The organism is Mycobacterium neumannii (genome assembly GCF_002245615.1).
GTDB lineage: Bacteria > Actinomycetota > Actinomycetes > Mycobacteriales > Mycobacteriaceae > Mycobacterium > Mycobacterium neumannii_A.
Genome location: NZ_NKCO01000003.1, coordinates 225,928 through 242,377 on the forward strand (window position 1 = coordinate 225,928; position 16,450 = coordinate 242,377).

Genomic DNA, 16,450 nt, shown 5'->3' on the forward strand with positions numbered 1-16,450 from the left:
TGACTCTACGATGCGCCGAGTTGACAGGTGTCAAGTGGTCGATTCTGCCCTTTCCCGCCCTCACCGACTTAGCATGAATCCGCAGGCTATGGGGGTGCGGCGGTGACCGGATGAATGGCGGGCTCCAAGCGGCACCCTCCGCGGTTGTCACCTTCCTGTTCACCGACATCGAAGGGTCGACCCGACGTTGGGAAGCCGACGCCGATGCGATGCGGCGCGCCCTGGCCTCCCACGACGACACGATGCGCCATGCGGTGGAGGTGCACGACGGCTGGTTGTTCAAGCACACGGGCGACGGCATCTGTGCGGCGTTCTCCTCGCCACGTCAAGCGGTGGATGCGGCCGTCGATGCTCAACGGTCGCTGCACCTGCCGGTGCGGATGGGCATCGCAACGGGCGAAGCCGAATGTCGGGAGGGCGACTATTTCGGCGCGGTGTGCAACCGCACCGCGCGCCTGATGGCGGCCGGCCACGGCGGACAGCTCCTGATCGACCGGACGACGGCCGATCTCGTCTCCGGAGTCGACCTCGTCGCCCTCGGTCCACGGCGGTTACGCGACATCGCCAGGCCCGTCGACGTCTTCCAGGTCGTGGCAGAAGGACTGCGGTCGGAATTCCCGCCGCTCAGAACGCTCGACGCGAGCCAGGGCAACCTGCGCCCGCCCGCGACCAGCTTCGTGGGCCGAGAATCCGAAGTGGCCGAGGTGGCCACCGCGTTGAAATCGCATCGCCTGGTGACTCTCACGGGCGTCGGCGGCGTCGGCAAGACGCGCTTGGCACAGGAAGTCGCCGCCCGACTGCAACCGGAGTTTCCGGATGGGGTGTGGATGATCGAGCTGGGTCCGGTCACCGATCCCGCCGCCGTACCCGACGCGGTCGCCGCGGTCCTCGGTCTCAACCAGCAGCCGGGGCTGAGCGTCGCAGACAGCGTGGCCTCCGCGTTGGAGGGGCGCATACGGCTCCTGCTGTTCGACAACTGCGAGCATGTCCTCGACGCGGCGGCCGACGTCATCGGCAAGATCCTCGATGCGACGGACAGCGTCACGGTGCTCGCCACGAGCCGGGAAGGATTGCGGCTCAACGACGAACAACTACGGTCGGTGCCTCCCCTCGACGTCCGGTCGAGCGGCCCGACGCTCTTCGTCGAGAGGGCGTCCGCGGATTCGCCGACGGTCACGCTCGAACCCGACGCCGACGCCGTCGTCGACATCTGCCGCCGACTCGACGGAATCCCGCTCGCGCTCGAACTGGCGGCGTCACGGCTGATGTCGGTGACCGTCACGGAGCTGCGCGACCATCTCGACGATCGGTTCCGGGTGCTCGTAGGCTCCCGGCGCGGCCTCGAACGCCACCAGACCCTGCGCGCCGCCGTGCAATGGTCCTACGATCTGCTCGACGATGCCGAGAAGGACCTGCTGACCCGATGCTCGGTATTCGCAGGGGGATTCGACCTCGACGGCGCAGCGGCGGTGGCGCACACGCGCGACAAGTTCGCGATCTTGGACCTACTCGAGTCGCTGGTCCGCAAATCGCTGTTGGTCGCCGACCAGACCTCGGGGCGGACGCGGTTCTCGATGCTGGAGACAATCCGGCAATTCGCCGAGGAGCAGCTTGTGAGCTCCGGCGGGGCAGACGACGCCCGCTGCGCGCACGCCCGATACTTCGCCGGTCGCAGGCGGGATCTCATCGCCATCTGGGACGGACCCCGGCAGCGGGAAGCGCACGACTGGCTCAACACCGAATTACCCAACCTGCGCAGCGCCTTCCGCTGGGCCAGCGACCACGCCGATCTCGATGGGGCTGTGGATATCGTCGTACTCACCACATTCATCGGCTACTGGGTCGAGGTCTTCGAGGCGGTCTCGTGGGCGGAGGAGGTGCTCGAACCGGCGCGCCGAGAAAAGCATCCGCAACTGCCGATGCTCTACGTCGCAGCGGCCCAATGCTCGGTAAGCGGGAGAAGCGATGATTACCTCCGGTACTCGAGGGCCGCCCTCGCCGCCATCGAGAGCGGCCGGTACGACCCGGTGCCGGATTCGATGGAGGCCACCATCCACGCGGGCTACATGATGAGAGACCCTGGGTGGTGCGTCGAGCGCTGCCGGGCACTGCTCGCTGCTAGCGCCGAAAACCGACTTTACACAAGGCAATCGCTGGTGTTCGCTCTCGTTATCTCCGGTCGCGTCGATGAGGCGATCGCCGAGACCGAAGGCCTGCTCGCCGACGCGGAAGCCACGGACAACCCCCATCTACGCTCCGCGGGGCTCCTCGCATACGGATTCGCCTACCGTGACGTCGATCCCGACGCCGCATACGCCGCTCATCTGAAGGGCCTGTCGATCGCACAGGAGACGGGTAACAGGCAGATCGCATCGATCCACGCGGTGAGTCTCGGCCGGATCGCCACAGTGCGCCGAAACCCGGTGGAGGCGTGCGAGTTTCTGGCCCAAGCCCTCCGCAACTATTTCGACTCAGGCAGCTTCTACATGATGTCGGCACCCATTCTGATTCTGGCGAACCTACTCTTCCGACTCGGGCATCACGAGGCCGCTGCAACGACTGCCGCGTTCGTGGTCGAATCGGATGCCAGCTCGACGTACCCGGAGATCCACGACGCAGTGACGGCTCTGCGCGAGACGCTGGGCCGTGAGCGGTACGAGTCGCTCGCGCGCGAAGGCCGAGCCATGAGCAACGCGGCAATGGCCGCGTACGCGCTCGAGGCCATCGATCGGATCCGACGGTCCGAGAGGGCGCCGACAGACACTTGAGCACGCTCACCTGACGGTGAACGTGCTCAAAGTGTCGCTATTGCGCGGCGTGTCATGTGCAGACGCGCACGCTCGCGGGGCAGGGAGGGAGGGAGGGAGGACGCGAGGGGCTACTCGGCCTCGAGGCGGTGCTTGAGCGCGTCGAACTCGTCCTTGATGCCGGTGGGCAGCTTCTCGCCGACGAACTCGAACCACTCCTCGATGAGTGGCAGCTCCTGGCGCCACTCGTCGACGTTCACCTCCAGCGCGGCGTCCACATCGGCGGCGTCGACATCCAGACCCGACAGGTCGAGATCCTCGGCCGTGGGCACGATGCCGATCGGCGTGGTGCGGCCGCCTGCCTTCTGCTCGATGCGGTCGATGATCCACTTCATCACGCGGCTGTTCTCGCCGAAGCCCGGCCATAGGAAACGGCCGTCGTCGCCGCGGCGGAACCAGTTGACGAAGAAGATCTTCGGCATCTTCGACTCGTCGGACTGCTTGCCGATGTCGATCCAGTGCGCGAAGTAGTCGCCGACGTTGTAGCCCAGGAACGGCAGCATGGCCATCGGGTCGCGGCGGACGGTGCCGACCTTGCCCTCGGCGGCGGCAGTCTGCTCGGAACCGAGCGTGGCACCGATGAACACGCCGTGCTGCCAGTCGCGGGCCTGCGTCACCAGCGGCACCGTGGTCTTGCGACGGCCGCCGAACAGGATCGCCGAGATCGGCACACCCTGCGGGTCATCCCATTCCGGCGCCAGCGTCGGGCACTGCGAGATCGGGGTGCAGTAGCGCGAGTTCGGATGCGCGGCTTTGTCCGGCGACCCCGGTTCCCAATCGCGACCCTTCCAGTCGATCAGGTGCTGCGGGTCGCCCTCGAGGCCTTCCCACCACACGTCGTTGTCGTCGGTCAGCGCGACGTTGGTGAACACGGTGTTGCCGGCCTCGATGGTCTTCATCGCGTTCGGGTTGGAGTCCCAGTTCGTGCCGGGCGCGACGCCGAAGAAGCCGAACTCGGGGTTGACCGCGTACAGGCGGCCGTCCTTGCCGAACCGCATCCAGGCGATGTCGTCACCGACGGTCTCGGCCCGCCAACCCGGCAGCGTGGGCTGCAGCATCGCGAGGTTGGTCTTACCGCACGCCGACGGGAAGGCCGCGGCGACGAAGTACGCCTTGTTCTCCGGTGAGATCAGCTTGAGGATCAGCATGTGCTCGGCGAGCCAGCCCTCGTCGTGGGCGATCGCCGAGGCGATCCGCAGCGCGTAGCACTTCTTGCCCAGCAGCGCGTTGCCGCCGTAACCCGAACCGTAGCTCCAGATCTCGCGGGTCTCCGGGAAGTGGGTGATGTACTTCGTGTCGTTGCACGGCCACGGCACGTCCTTCTGCCCCGGCTCCAGCGGCGCGCCGATCGAATGCAGCGCCTTGACGAAGAAGCCGTCGTCGCCGATCTTGTCCAGCGCGGCCTTACCCATCCGGGTCATCGTGCGCATCGACACCACGACGTACTCGGAGTCGGTGATCTCGACGCCCAGCTTGGGGTCTTCGGCACCGAGCGGACCCATGCAGAACGGGATGACGTACATGGTGCGGCCACGCATGCAGCCGCGGTACAGATCGGTCATGATGCCGCGCATCTCGGCGGGGTCTTTCCAGTTGTTGGTAGGACCGGCGTCGATTTCGCGCTCAGTGCAGATGAAGGTCCGCGATTCAACGCGGGCCACGTCGGACGGGTCGGACAGCGCGAGGTACGAGTTCGGCTTCTTCTTGTCGTCAAGCCTCTTGAAGGTGCCCGCCGCCACCAACTGATCGCACAGTCGGGCGTTCTCTTCGTCAGAGCCGTCGGTGAAAACCACGCGGTCGGGCTGCGTCAGCTCGGCGACCTCTTGAACCCAAGCGAGCAGACCCTTGTGCTTCGTCGGTGCGGTGTCCAAACCCGGGATGGTCGCTGCGGTCATGAAAATCTCCTGTGTCTGTTGCTGCCAGGCCCCAAGGCTCCGTATGCGCCACCCAGACAGGGACAGGCGGCGCTGCGGTCTCCCTATACCGAGGTTATCGCGGGTGGGAAGCCCGCGGTGAATCGGGAGTGTGTCCGATCACTCACAGGAACGATTCAGAAGCCTGTTTCACAGGCGTTTTGCGCCCCGGGCGCCGTGAGTTGACGTGTGTCAACCGTATAAATCGGTATCCCCGATCCGTTAGGGGCCGTCCGCCGAGCTCCTCGCCGGATCCGCACGCCCGTACAAATCGGCGCGAACGGCGTCGAGTGCCCGCTGCAGCGACGGCAGCCTGCGGTCACGCTCGGCGGCGGCCCGTGCGGTCTCGAGCGCGTGCTGGCGCAGTTCGGCGTCGATCGCGGCGATCCGTTTCGCAGCGGTGGCGGCCTCGCGTTCGTCCCGGGTGGCCAGCTCCGATGCCAGCGCGCTCTCGGCGGCCAGCACCCGCGTCGCCACACGTTCGTCGAGCGCCGCCTTGATCGTGCCGGTGACGTCGGTGAGCCAGCGGTCCAGTACCGCCCGGTCCTGCAGCACCCCGCGGATGCCGACCACCCACACGGTCATCACCAGCCCCACCAGACCACCGGCCACCAGACCGGCAACGGTCAGACCGGGGGCCAGGCCGGTGAACAGTCGGGTGACCGCCAGCGCCACCCCCAGACCGAAGCCGGCGCCGAGGATCATCGTCAGCTGCGTCTCCAGCCGCCGCGACGTCAACCGCGGCGGGGCGATCTCCGGGACCGCCGGCGCGTCGGACACCGCCGGAGCCGTCAATCCGACCTGGGCCGCCACGTCGGCCAGCTGCGCGGTGACGCCCTGCTCAACCTCTCCGACGACCACGCCGAGACGTTCCCGCACCCGCGATTCGAAGTCCGCGAGTGCCCTGCGGCCCAGCGCGGACGCGTCCTCGGCGAGTTCGGCCCGCACCGACGTGCAGCGGTTACGCGCCAGGTACCCCAACTGGACACGGGCCTGCTGGATCTGGGTGCGCAGGGCGATGCTGCGTTCGGATTTCGCGACGCGCCGATTGCGCACGATGTCGTCGCGACTCTGGTGCAGCGCCGCGACGCGGGCGCGTCGATGGGCGCCCTCGCCGTCGGTGCGGTATTGGCTTATCACCGACTCGAGCCGAGTCTCCCACGCCCGCAGGCGGTTCCGTCGCGCCAGCTCGGGGTCGGTCAACCGCTGCCGGAGCAGGCCCAGGAGTTCGTCGACGCGCGGCTCCCCCAGATCGGGTGCGGCCGCCGCCCCCACCCACGGCACGGGGGCGTAGCGCGGCGACCGGTCGGCCAGCATCGCGCGATCAGCAGCCAGCACCTCGCGCCAGTTGCGGTGCGTGTCGATCTTCGACACCACACCGACCACCAGATCGGTATGGCGTGAGACCAAATCGATGAGCTCACAGTCGGATTCGGTCAGCGGCGAGACCGCCGACACGACGAACACCACGGCGGCGGGCGCTTCGGACTGGGTGAGATCATCCGCCTCGACAAAGGTGTGCTCGGGCATCCGCTCCCGAAGCGCCGCGGCCACGCTGGTGCTGCCTGCCAGCCAGGGACCCGTCACCAGCACGACGTCGCGGGCGCGCACCGCAGGCGGGGCGAGTCCGGGTTCGATGTCGGCGACCACCGCATCGGCCGCCGCGAGTTGATCGGTGCTCGTAACGTCCGCCGTCATCGCGACCGCCCGAGCAGGCGAAGCGAACCGCGGCTGATGTCGGCGGCGCAGGCCCGGTGCAACGCGTTGACGGGACCGTTGCCGTACCGCCGCCACTGGGCGGCGCGGCGCAGATGAGCGTCCGCGTCGTCGCCCCGGTCGACTCGCGCGCCCGCGGCCTCGACGACGTCCACCGCCGCCGTCATCGCCGCGAGGACGGCGTCGTCGGCCGCCAACAGGTCGCCCAACCGTGGATCGTCCGATTGCGTTGCCAGCGCGCGTAACTGGGCCACCGCGGTATGCAGCTTCCGGTACCGCAGCGGTGCACCCGCCGCATCGATGTGCTCGATGACCCGGTCGAGCTGGCTGAGCTTGCGCAGGTGGTTCGGCAGCGAATCGACGCTCGCGCCCCGGTCCAGCGCGAGCACCGCGTGGGCGATGCCGAACCGGTCCAGCGTGCCCAGCAGCCGCTCGCGCACCTCGCGCGGCAGCGGATGGGGCGCCTCCACGAACGCGTCGGTCGACGACACGTCGGCAGGCTCGGCGAGCAGAGTCCGCAGCGCATCGAGCAGTTCGCCGGTCAGATTCACGTCGGTGAGCAGCGCGACCATCGGCACCGTCGGCAGCCCGGTCAAGGCCCGACACCGCGCGGCCCGGTGATACGCCTGCGCCATCGGCCCCGCCCCGCCGAAGCCAGTGAGGTCGGCCTTGTTGAGGACGACGACGGCGGGCCTGCCGGACCCGTCGAGAAGCGCCCGGTCCTCGGGTTTGAGGGCTTCGGCGATCACAAGCACGTCGACGTCGGCGACACCGTCGGGTGAGACCCCGACCCCCGCGGCAGTCAACGCCGCCGCCACCGTCGCGCGGCCGACACCCTCGCGACCCCGCACCGCGACCCGCGTCGGCGCGCACAGGCGCCGGACGATCGCCGTCAGCCGCGGATCGCGGCGCTCTTCACAGATTTGCAGCAGCGCGTCGACGAAAATCTGGTGACCTTCCCCTTGTCGTGGGCGCGGCGACCTCACCCCGGGTCCGCCTCCGACGATCGTGACACCTCACACAGCGTCGTGGGAGCGGCCGTGCCTGCTCCTGGGGATAGCCGCCGATACCAGCCGAAGGCAACTGTTGGGTATCAATCTGTACCACGATGCGGGTACTCCACTGTCGATGAGCGACCATGGACGAATGCAGCTGCCCGGGCCCGACGTCGCCGAGGGGTCGACTTCGGGACCCGAGGCTTCCCGTCCACCGGCCGGCCAGCAGCACCGCTATCCCCGCGTCACCAGCTTCCGCACGCGGCGTACCACACTGTCTGCCGCGCAGCAGGCCACGTGGAATCGGCTGTGGCCCGAGATCGGCATGCAGGCACGCGACGGCGATGTCCCCGCTCCGTTGGTGGACACCGACTCGTGGTTCGGGCGCTCGGCGCCTGTGGTGGTGGAGATCGGCTGCGGGGCCGGAACCTCGACGCTGGCGATGGCCAAGGCCGAGCCTGATCTCGACGTCGTCGCGGTCGAGGTGTACCGCCGGGGACTGGCCCAGCTGCTGTCCGGCATCGAACGCGAGGGAGTGCCCAACATCCGGCTCGTGCGCGGCGACGGCGTCGACGTGCTGCACCACATGTTCGGACCCGGTTCACTGACCGGTGTGCGGGTCTTCTTCCCCGATCCGTGGCCCAAGGCGCGCCACCACAAGCGTCGGCTGCTGCAGCCGGCCACCGTCGCGTTGATCGCCGACCGGCTGCGGCCCGGCGGCGTCCTCCACGCGGCGACGGACCACGCCGGGTACGCCGAGCAGATCGCCGAGGTCGGCGACGCGGAGCCGCGGCTGCGCCGGGTGAGCCCGTCCGACGCGCTTCCGATCTCCGTCGAACGACCGGTCACCAAATACGAAGGCAAGGCGCAGCACGCCGGCAGCGCAGTCGCCGAACTGCTGTGGGAGAGAACGTGATGTGGGGGTACCGCCCGCTTGCGGGTAACGCCTACGGGGAGAGCAGACGATCATGAGCCTCACCGAGGACATCGGTCAGATCGAGGATGTGGCGCCACCCGAGACGCCGACCCCGGCCGAGGCGACGGCCCGCGTACTGCTGGTCTGGGACGCGCCGAACCTCGACATGGGGCTCGGCTCGATCCTGGGCGGCAGGCCGACGGCCGCGCACCGGCCGCGCTTCGACGCGCTAGGCCGCTGGCTGCTGACGCGCACCGCCGAGCTGTCCGCCGGGCGTCCCGAGGTTTCACTGGAGCCGGAGGCCACGGTCTTCACCAACATCGCACCCGGCAGCGCCGACGTCGTCCGGCCGTGGGTGGAGGCGCTGCGCAACGTGGGGTTCGCGGTCTTCGCCAAGCCGAAGATCGACGAGGACAGCGACGTCGACAGCGACATGCTGGACCACATCGCGCTGCGCCGCGGCGAGGGTCTGGCCGGTCTGCTGCTGGCTTCGGCCGACGGGCAGGCCTTCAAACAACCGCTGGAAGAAATCGCCCGTGACGGCATCCCCGTCCAGGTGCTCGGATTTCGCGAACATGCGAGCTGGGCGCTAGCGTCGGATACCTTGGAGTTCGTCGACCTGGAGGACATCCCTGGTGTTTTCCGGGAGCCGCTACCGCGAATCGGCCTCGATTCGCTGCCCGAGCAGGGGGCATGGTTGCAGCCGTTCCGGCCGCTGTCCTCGCTATTGACCTCGCGGGTCAACAACTGAACCGCTCAGGGGTCGCCATCGACTTCGAGAAAATCGAGTAAGGAGCTTACGTGTTCGCCTGGTGGGGTCGAACGGTGTACCGATATCGATACATCGTCATCGGCGTCATGGTCGCGCTCTGCCTCGGTGGCGGCATCTTCGGGATCAGTCTCGGCAATCACGTCACCCAGAGCGGCTTCTACGACGAAGGCAGCCAGTCGGTCCACGCATCGGTGGTGGCCGACGAGGCCTTCGGTCGCGACCGGACCAGCCACGTGGTGGCGATCCTCACCCCGCCCGACGGGGAAAAGGTCGACAACCCGCAGTGGCAGCGTGACGTCGTCGGCGAACTCGACACCTTCGTCAAGGACCATCCCGACCAGGTGGTGAGCTGGGTCGGCTGGCTGCGGGCGCCCGACGCCGCGAACGCGACCGTCCAGCAGATGAAGACCAGCGATCTGTCGAAGACGTTCGTGAGCATCCCCCTGCAGGGCAATACCGACGACGAGATCCTGAAGAACTACCAGGCCGTCGAATCGGACCTGCAGCAGCTCAACGACGGCCGCATCGAGTTGGCCGGCCTGAACCCGCTGGCCAGTGAACTGACCGGCAGCATCGGTGAGGACCAGCGGCGCGCCGAGGTCGCGGCCATCCCGCTGGTCTGTGTGGTGCTGTTCTTCGTCTTCGGTGGCGTCGTCGCCGCCGCCCTCCCCGGCCTCATCGGCGGTCTGACGATCGCCGGCGCGCTGGGCATCATGCGCCTGCTCGCGGAGTTCATGCCGGTGCACTTCTTCGCCCAGCCAGTGGTGACGCTGATGGGCCTCGGTATCGCGGTGGACTACGGCCTCTTCATGGTGAGCCGGTTCCGTGAGGAGATCGCCGAGGGCTACGACACCGAGGCCGCGGTCCGCCGCACCGTGATGACCTCGGGCCGCACAATCATGTTCTCGGCGGTCATCCTGGTGGCGTCGTCGGTGCCGCTGCTGCTGTTCCCACAGGGCTTCCTGAAGTCGATCACCTACGCGATCATCGCCTCGGTCATGCTGGCCGCGATCCTGTCGGTGACGGTGCTGGCCGCGGCCCTGGCCCTGCTCGGGCCCAACGTCGACGCGCTCGGGGTGCGCACGCTGCTGCGGTTCACCAAGCCCTATCCGGCTCCGTCGCACGCGGAGACCACCGACCGCACCAACCCGCTGGCGATCGCTTCGATCCCGCTCGGTGTGCTCGTCCCATTCGCCGCGATTCCGGTCGGGCACATCGCCAGAGCGCAGATCCGACGGACCTATGACAAGGGCGCCAACTACGCCCTGATCGGCCTGGTGCTGGGCTATGTCGGTTCGTTCGCCTGGATCTTCGTCGGCCTGTTCTCCGCGAAGGACACCCTCGGCACGGGAATCTTCTGGCTGTTGATGGCCATCGCCGTATTCGTGGCGGGCACCATCCTGGTGCTGTCGGCGGCGAGCATGAGCCCGCTGGTCCGCAAGCCGACGGTGTGGTGGCTGAACTGGCTGGCGGAGAAGACCCAGAAGACCAAGACCCGCGCCGAGGTCGAGAAGGGTTTCTGGGGCAAGCTGGTCAACCGGGTGATGAAGCGGCCGATCGCGTTCGCCGCACCCATCGTCATCGTGATGATCCTGATGATCATCCCGCTGGGTCAGCTCTCGCTCGGTGGCATCAGCGAGAAGTATCTGCCCCCGGACAACGCCGTGCGCCAGGCGCAGGAGGCGTTCGACAGGTCGTTCCCCGGTTTCCGCACCGAACCCCTGACGCTGGTAATCGAGAACGACAACGGCGAACCGGTCACCGATCAGCAGGTCGCCGAGATCCGCAGCAAGGCGTTGACGATCCCGGGGTTCATCCAACCCGAGGACGACCCGACCAAGATGTGGCAGCCGCGTCCCTATCAGGACGGCGGCTCGCAAGACCCCTCGGTCCGGGTCATCCAGAACGGCCTTGTGAACCGTAACGACGCGGCGAAGAAGGTCGAGGAACTTCGCGCCATCGTGCCCCCGCGCGGGTTGTCGATCTCGGTCGGTGGCACCCCGGCGTTGGAGCAGGACAGCATTCACAGCCTGTTCGACAAACTCCCGCTGATGGTGACCATCCTCATCGTCACGACAACGATCCTGATGTTCCTCGCGTTCGGATCGGTGGTGTTGCCGATCAAGGCCGCGGTGATGAGCGCGCTCACGTTGGGTTCGACGATGGGCGTGCTGACGTGGATGTTCGTCGTGGGTCACGGCTCCGGGCTGATGAACTACACGCCGCAGCCGCTGATGGCGCCGATGATCGGGTTGATCATCGCGGTCATCTGGGGTCTGTCGACCGACTACGAGGTCTTCCTGGTGTCGCGCATGGTCGAGGCCCGGGAGCGCGGTCTGTCCACCGCCGAAGCCATCCGCGTCGGCACCGCGACCACCGGCCGGTTGATCACCGGTGCGGCGTTGGTGCTCGCGGTGGTGGCAGGAGCGTTCGTGTTCTCCGATCTGGTGATGATGAAGTACCTGGCGTTCGGGTTGCTGATCGCGCTGCTGCTCGACGCCACCATCGTCCGAATGTTCCTGGTGCCGGCCGTGATGAAGCTTCTCGGCGACGACTGCTGGTGGGCGCCGCGGTGGATGAAGCGCATCCAGGAGCGCCTCGGCCTCGGTGAGACCGAGCTGCCCGACGAACGCAAGCGTCCAGCGGTGCGCGAGACCGCCGAGGACCCCGAAGCGCTGGTCGGTGCCGGCGCACCGGTGCCGCCTCGGCCGCGCCCGCCGCACGATCCGACGCACCCCGCCGTCTCGGGCCCGCGTCCCGGCGCGACCCGCGCGGTGCCGCAGCGGGTCCCGTCGGCCACCGGCACGACACGCATCCCCAGCACGACCACGCCACCCGCCGCACCGGCCGACGAACCGCAGACCACACGGTTGTCGATCGCGAAGAACGCCGTTCGCAACGCGGTGAGCAACGCCGCCGCGACGGCGCGACAGGCCGCCCGGCCACCGGCGCCGCCCGCCCCGCCCGCACCCGCTCCGGCGGCTCCGCGTCCGGGTGGGGGCCGCCCGCCGCGGGAGGAACGCGAAATCGAGTCGTGGCTGGGCGAACTGCGCGGCACCGGCACACCGCCCACCCCGCCGGCGCCCGCCCCGCAACGGCCGTCGGCCGAACCCACCAGGGCGATGCCGACCGCGCCGGAAGGCCGGGGACAGCGCCCGCGAGTGGCGCCTCCGACACCCGGCAACGAGCCGACCACGGCGATCCCGACACCGCGGTCACAACCGACCGACCCCGAGTCCACGCAGGACCCCGACGCGACGACCGCCATCCCCACCCCGGGCAAGCAGGGCGACGACGCCGAAGCGGCGACCGAGAAGCTCAACACCCGCGAGGATGACGAGCGTCAGCGCCGCGGCGGCGGCGTCAGCGCACAGGACCTGCTGCGGCGCGAAGGCCGGCTGTAGAGCGCTTCGTCGCGAAAGTTCAGTCGACGTCGTCGCTTTCGGCCTTGACCAGCGGACCCTCGTCGGCTTCGAGGGCTTCCGTCTCGGCGTCGGGATCCCGCGCCGTCAGCACCCGCACGGCGCTGTTGAGGAACGCCAGCACCGGCACCGCCAGAAGCGCGCCCACGATTCCGGCCAGTACACCGCCGCCCGCGATCACCAACACGATCGCGAGCGGATGAATCGACACGGCGCGGCCCATCACCAACGGCTGCAGTACGTGGCCTTCCAGCTGCTGTACCGCGATGACCAAACCGAGCGTGATCAGCGCGTAGATGAAACCTTTGGCGATCAGCGCGACGACCACCGCGAGCGCACCGGCGATCACGGCGCCGACCAGCGGGATGAACGCGCCGAGGAACACCAGCGAGGCCAGCGGCAACGCCAGCGGCACACCCATGATCGCCAGGCCGGTGCCGATGCCGATGGCGTCGACGAGCGCGACCAGGAAGGTGGCACGCACGTATCCGATCAACGAATGGAAGCCGGCCTTGCCCGCCTCACGCACCCGGTCACGGACGTGGACCGGGAAGATCTGGGTGACGAACGCGAAGATGTTGCGTCCGCCCTGCAGCAGGAAGATCAGCGTGAACAACACCAGCACGGCACCGGTCACGATCTCGGTGACCGTGCCCGCCGTCGACAGCGCGCCCGTCGTCACCCTTTCCTGGTTGTTCTGAAGGGCCTCGATCGCGGCGTTTCCCGCATTGTCGATCTGATCCCGGCTCAGATGTAGCGGGCCGTCGATCAACCAGTTGCGCATACCGTCGATGCTGCGGCTGACCTGCTGGGTCAGCTCGGGAGCGCCCTCGATGAACTGGGTGACGACGAACGACATGATCCCGCCGACCACGGCGAACCCGCTGAGCAACATCAGCGCCACCGCCCCGGCCCGGGGCGCCCCACGCCGGTCGAGGAAGTCCACCGCCGGCATCAGCAGGGCCGCCAGGATCGTCGCCAGCGCGACCGGTACGACGATGATCTCCAGCCGCTTGAACACCCACAGCAGGGCGACGACGGCGGCGAGGATGACGAGCAGCCGCCACGACCAGGCTGCCCCTTTGCGAACGAGAGGTGAGACGGACTCGTCATCAACAGATGGGGCCCCAGGCATCCCGATAGCGTAACGGCCTGCCACTTGCAGCGACGGATCTCTCGAAACCGCAGCACCACGCCTTACCCTTACTCCGTGGCACACGACGCGCCTGCGAGTGCAGCCCACAGCCAAGGGCGCACCCTCCGCGGCAAGTACTGGTGGCTGCGGTGGGCCGTCCTCGCCGTGGCGGTCGTCGTGCTCAGCGTCGAACTCGGATTGGTGTGGGATCAGCTCGCCAAGGCGTGGCACAGCCTCTACACCGCACAGTGGTGGTGGGTGCTGGCGGCGGTGGGTACCGCGCTGGCGTCGATGCACTTCTTCGGCGACATCCAGCGCAAGCTGTTGCGATCCGCGGGAGTGCCTGTGCGCCAATGGCGTTCGCAGGCCGCGTTCTATGCGGGCAACTCCCTGAGCACGACGCTTCCCGGCGGACCGGTTTTGTCGGCGACGTTCATCTACCGCCAGCAGCGGCTCTGGGGCGCAACGCCGGTGATCGCCTCCTGGCAGCTGGTGATGTCGGGCGCGCTGCAGGTGATCAGCCTGGCGCTGTTGGGGTTGGGCAGCGCCTTCTTTCTCGGCGCCAAGCACAACCCGTTCTCGCTGATCTTCACGCTGGCCGGGTTCATCATGCTGATCGTGCTGGCGCAGGCGGTGGCCTCGCGACCCGATCTGCTCGACGGCATCGGGGTGCGGGTGCTGTCGTGGGTGAACTACGTGCGCGCCAAACCCGCCCACAACGGGCTGACCAAATGGCGGGAGACACTGACTCAGCTCGAGTCGGTCAAGCTGAGCAGGCGCCAACTCGGCGTCGCGTCCACCTGGTCGATGTTCACCCTGATCACCGGCGTGGGCACGCTGCTGTTCGCCTGTTACGCGGCCGGCGGGCGCCCGTCGTTACTCGGGGTCATCGTGGCCTATGTCGCCGCCCGCGCGGTCGGCTCGATCCCCCTCATGCCCGGCGGGCTGCTGGTGGTCGAGGCGGTGTTGGTGCCTGGCCTGGTGTCGAGCGGAATGACACTGGCCTCAGCGATCTCGGCAATGCTGATCTACCGGCTCATCAGCTGGATCTTCATCGCCGCGATCGGATGGGTGGTGTTCTTCTTCATGTTCCGCACCGACACCGACGTCGACCCCGACGCATGCGACCGGCAGTAGCCGTTCTCGGCGTCGCGGCGCTGATCGCCGCTTGTTCGCAGGGCACCGACCCTCCCGTCGCGACATCGCCCGCCAAATCGTCGCCCCAGACCACGACGGCATCGACGGCGCCGGGACCGCTGCGAGGTCCCGCCCCGTCGGTGGCCACCCCGATCGTCGGCGACGCCATCAGCCAGCCCGTGCCGGTACTCGCCACCGACGGCAGGAAACATCTGGTCTACGAGGTCAGCTTGACCAACACGCTGCCGCACACGGTGACCCTGAAGTCGATCACCGTACTGGACCGCGATGTCGCCCTGCTCGACCTCGAAGGCGACCAATTGGCGCAATGGACCCGGATCATCGGAACACCAAGCCCCACAACGGCAATCGGTCCCGCACAGACGGCGGTGGTCTGGTTCGACGTCGCGCTCGACGAGGACGTGCAGACGCCGAGTCGGTTGACACACGCCGTCGCGCTGTCGAATCCCGACCCGCAGGATCCACTGTTTCCCGCCGACCAGACCGTCGACATCGCCCCTGTCGAAGTTCAACCCCGCGAACCCGTCGTCCTCCGGCCCCCGTTGAGAGGAGCCGGTTGGGTCGACGCAGGCGGATGCTGCGGCACCAGCGCCCACCGCACGGCGCTCAACCCGATCAACGGCCGCCTATGGGCCGCAGAACGATTCGCGATCGACTACGTCCAGCTCGACCCCGACCGACGCCTGATCACCGGCGACCCGTCGAAGCCCGAGAGCTTCGCCTTCTTCGGCGCCGACATCCACGCAGTCCGTGACGGGCGGGTGGTCTCGGTGCTCGACGGCCTGCCCGAGCAGGTGCCCGGCCGCAACCCGACCGGACTACCGCTGAACCAGTACGCCGGCAACCACGTCGTACAAGACCTCGGCGACGGGAACTACGCGCTGTACGCGCATATCAAGACCGGGACCGTCGCGGTCAAACCCGGTGACCGACTGACTGCGGGACAGGTACTCGGAGAGGTCGGCAACACCGGCAATTCCACGGCGCCACACCTGCACTTCCACGTCATGAGCTCACCGGACCCGTTGGGCTCCAACGGATTGCCGTTCGTGTTCGACGACTTCCGGGTGGATGCGCGAATGGTCGACGATGACGACGTCAACGGACCCCTTTTTGAGGGTGAAGCCGCGAAGCTTCAGCCCGGCTTCACCGCTCGTGACGAAAAGAACGCCATGCCATTGGAACTGGACGTGATGACCTATGCCGATCGATAGCTCCGAACAGACCCGGACCGCCCTGACGGCGCTGGCCACCGACGTCGCCTGCCTGATCGTGTTCGCCGCGATCGGACGGCGCAGCCACGACGAGGGTCTGAATCTCGTCGGCATCGCCGAGACCGCGTGGCCGTTCGTCTCGGGCGCCCTCGCCGGCTGGGTGCTGTCGCTGGGGTGGCGACGGCCGTATTCGCTGATCCCGACGGGTCTTGCGGTATGGGTGGGCACCATCGTGGTGGGCATGCTGCTGCGTAAGCTGACGTCTGCCGGTGTGGCGCCGAGTTTCATTGTGGTGGCCTCGATCTCGACCGCCGTGCTGTTACTCGGCTGGCGCGCGGCCATTCACGTCATGATTCGCCGCTGACACCGCCCTGGTCGCGCGCAGACCCCGGGCCCCGGCCG

At 68.0% G+C, this 16,450-nt stretch carries 11 protein-coding genes; 7 read left to right on the forward strand and 4 right to left on the reverse strand.

Translation table 11 applies throughout. The features are described from left to right. Positions 1 to 110 precede the first annotated feature (110 nt). Complete coding sequence (locus CEX88_RS05655) at positions 111 to 2,768, forward strand: ATP-binding protein (RefSeq protein ID WP_094292709.1); 2,658 nt, start codon at positions 111 to 113, stop codon at positions 2,766 to 2,768. 110 nt (positions 2,769 to 2,878) lie between these two features. Here the strand turns inward: CEX88_RS05655 and CEX88_RS05660 are convergent, their stop codons facing one another. The 3 genes from CEX88_RS05660 to CEX88_RS05670 all read right to left on the reverse strand — a co-directional run bounded on the left by CEX88_RS05660 (position 2,879) and on the right by CEX88_RS05670 (position 7,422). After that, on the reverse strand, positions 2,879 to 4,702 hold the full coding sequence (locus CEX88_RS05660; RefSeq protein ID WP_094292710.1) for a phosphoenolpyruvate carboxykinase (GTP): 1,824 nt from the start codon (positions 4,700 to 4,702) through the stop codon (positions 2,879 to 2,881). A 240-nt stretch (positions 4,703 to 4,942) separates the two neighbouring features. After that, positions 4,943 to 6,418, reverse strand: coding sequence for a hypothetical protein (locus tag CEX88_RS05665; RefSeq protein ID WP_094292711.1), 1,476 nt, complete (start codon positions 6,416 to 6,418; stop codon positions 4,943 to 4,945). After that, on the reverse strand, positions 6,415 to 7,422 hold the full coding sequence (locus tag CEX88_RS05670) for a P-loop NTPase family protein (RefSeq protein ID WP_420799190.1): 1,008 nt from the start codon (positions 7,420 to 7,422) through the stop codon (positions 6,415 to 6,417). The genes CEX88_RS05665 and CEX88_RS05670 overlap by 4 nt, the downstream gene beginning before the upstream one ends. A 142-nt stretch (positions 7,423 to 7,564) precedes the next feature. Between CEX88_RS05670 and trmB the strand changes: the two genes are divergently transcribed. The 3 genes from trmB to CEX88_RS05685 are packed head-to-tail and all read left to right on the forward strand — an operon-like array spanning position 7,565 to position 12,523. Beyond that, positions 7,565 to 8,347, forward strand: coding sequence for a tRNA (guanosine(46)-N7)-methyltransferase TrmB (trmB, locus tag CEX88_RS05675; RefSeq protein WP_094292838.1), 783 nt, complete (start codon positions 7,565 to 7,567; stop codon positions 8,345 to 8,347). Between the two features lie 52 nt (positions 8,348 to 8,399). Beyond that, positions 8,400 to 9,098, forward strand: coding sequence for an NYN domain-containing protein (locus tag CEX88_RS05680; RefSeq protein ID WP_066848165.1), 699 nt, complete (start codon positions 8,400 to 8,402; stop codon positions 9,096 to 9,098). A 50-nt stretch (positions 9,099 to 9,148) separates the two neighbouring features. Then, the gene (locus CEX88_RS05685; protein ID WP_202931380.1) at positions 9,149 to 12,523 is read left to right on the forward strand and encodes an MMPL family transporter; all 3,375 of its coding nucleotides are present in this window, start codon (positions 9,149 to 9,151) and stop codon (positions 12,521 to 12,523) included. 19 nt (positions 12,524 to 12,542) lie between these two features. On the opposite strand, the gene CEX88_RS05690 is transcribed toward CEX88_RS05685, so the two are convergent. After that, positions 12,543 to 13,676, reverse strand: coding sequence for an AI-2E family transporter (locus CEX88_RS05690; protein WP_094292712.1), 1,134 nt, complete (start codon positions 13,674 to 13,676; stop codon positions 12,543 to 12,545). Positions 13,677 to 13,751: 75 nt separating this feature from the next. Here CEX88_RS05690 and CEX88_RS05695 point away from each other — a divergent pair, with 75 nt between their 5' ends. From CEX88_RS05695 to CEX88_RS05705, 3 genes are read left to right on the forward strand one after another with little or no spacing between them, the layout of a single operon-like run. After that, entirely contained in the window at positions 13,752 to 14,813 is a 1,062-nt protein-coding gene (locus tag CEX88_RS05695) for a lysylphosphatidylglycerol synthase transmembrane domain-containing protein (protein ID WP_094292713.1), read from the forward strand. Next, on the forward strand, positions 14,798 to 16,048 hold the full coding sequence (locus CEX88_RS05700; RefSeq protein ID WP_094292714.1) for a M23 family metallopeptidase: 1,251 nt from the start codon (positions 14,798 to 14,800) through the stop codon (positions 16,046 to 16,048). The genes CEX88_RS05695 and CEX88_RS05700 overlap by 16 nt, the downstream gene beginning before the upstream one ends. Continuing rightward, positions 16,035 to 16,412 (forward strand): DUF3054 domain-containing protein, encoded by a 378-nt coding sequence (locus CEX88_RS05705; RefSeq protein WP_066848176.1) that lies wholly within the window; start codon positions 16,035 to 16,037, stop codon positions 16,410 to 16,412. Before CEX88_RS05700 ends, CEX88_RS05705 begins: the two co-directional genes overlap by 14 nt. Positions 16,413 to 16,450 lie beyond the last annotated feature (38 nt).

Coding starts and splice junctions, on each gene's coding strand:
- CEX88_RS05690 (WP_094292712.1), bottom strand. CDS start 13,676: ATGCCTGGGGCCCCATCTGTTGATGACGAGTCCGTCTCACCTCTCGTT.
- CEX88_RS05655 (WP_094292709.1), top strand. CDS start 111: ATGAATGGCGGGCTCCAAGCGGCACCCTCCGCGGTTGTCACCTTCCTG.
- CEX88_RS05660 (WP_094292710.1), bottom strand. CDS start 4,702: ATGACCGCAGCGACCATCCCGGGTTTGGACACCGCACCGACGAAGCAC.
- trmB (WP_094292838.1), top strand. CDS start 7,565: ATGAGCGACCATGGACGAATGCAGCTGCCCGGGCCCGACGTCGCCGAG.
- CEX88_RS05680 (WP_066848165.1), top strand. CDS start 8,400: ATGAGCCTCACCGAGGACATCGGTCAGATCGAGGATGTGGCGCCACCC.
- CEX88_RS05700 (WP_094292714.1), top strand. CDS start 14,798: ATGCGACCGGCAGTAGCCGTTCTCGGCGTCGCGGCGCTGATCGCCGCT.
- CEX88_RS05665 (WP_094292711.1), bottom strand. CDS start 6,418: ATGACGGCGGACGTTACGAGCACCGATCAACTCGCGGCGGCCGATGCG.
- CEX88_RS05705 (WP_066848176.1), top strand. CDS start 16,035: ATGCCGATCGATAGCTCCGAACAGACCCGGACCGCCCTGACGGCGCTG.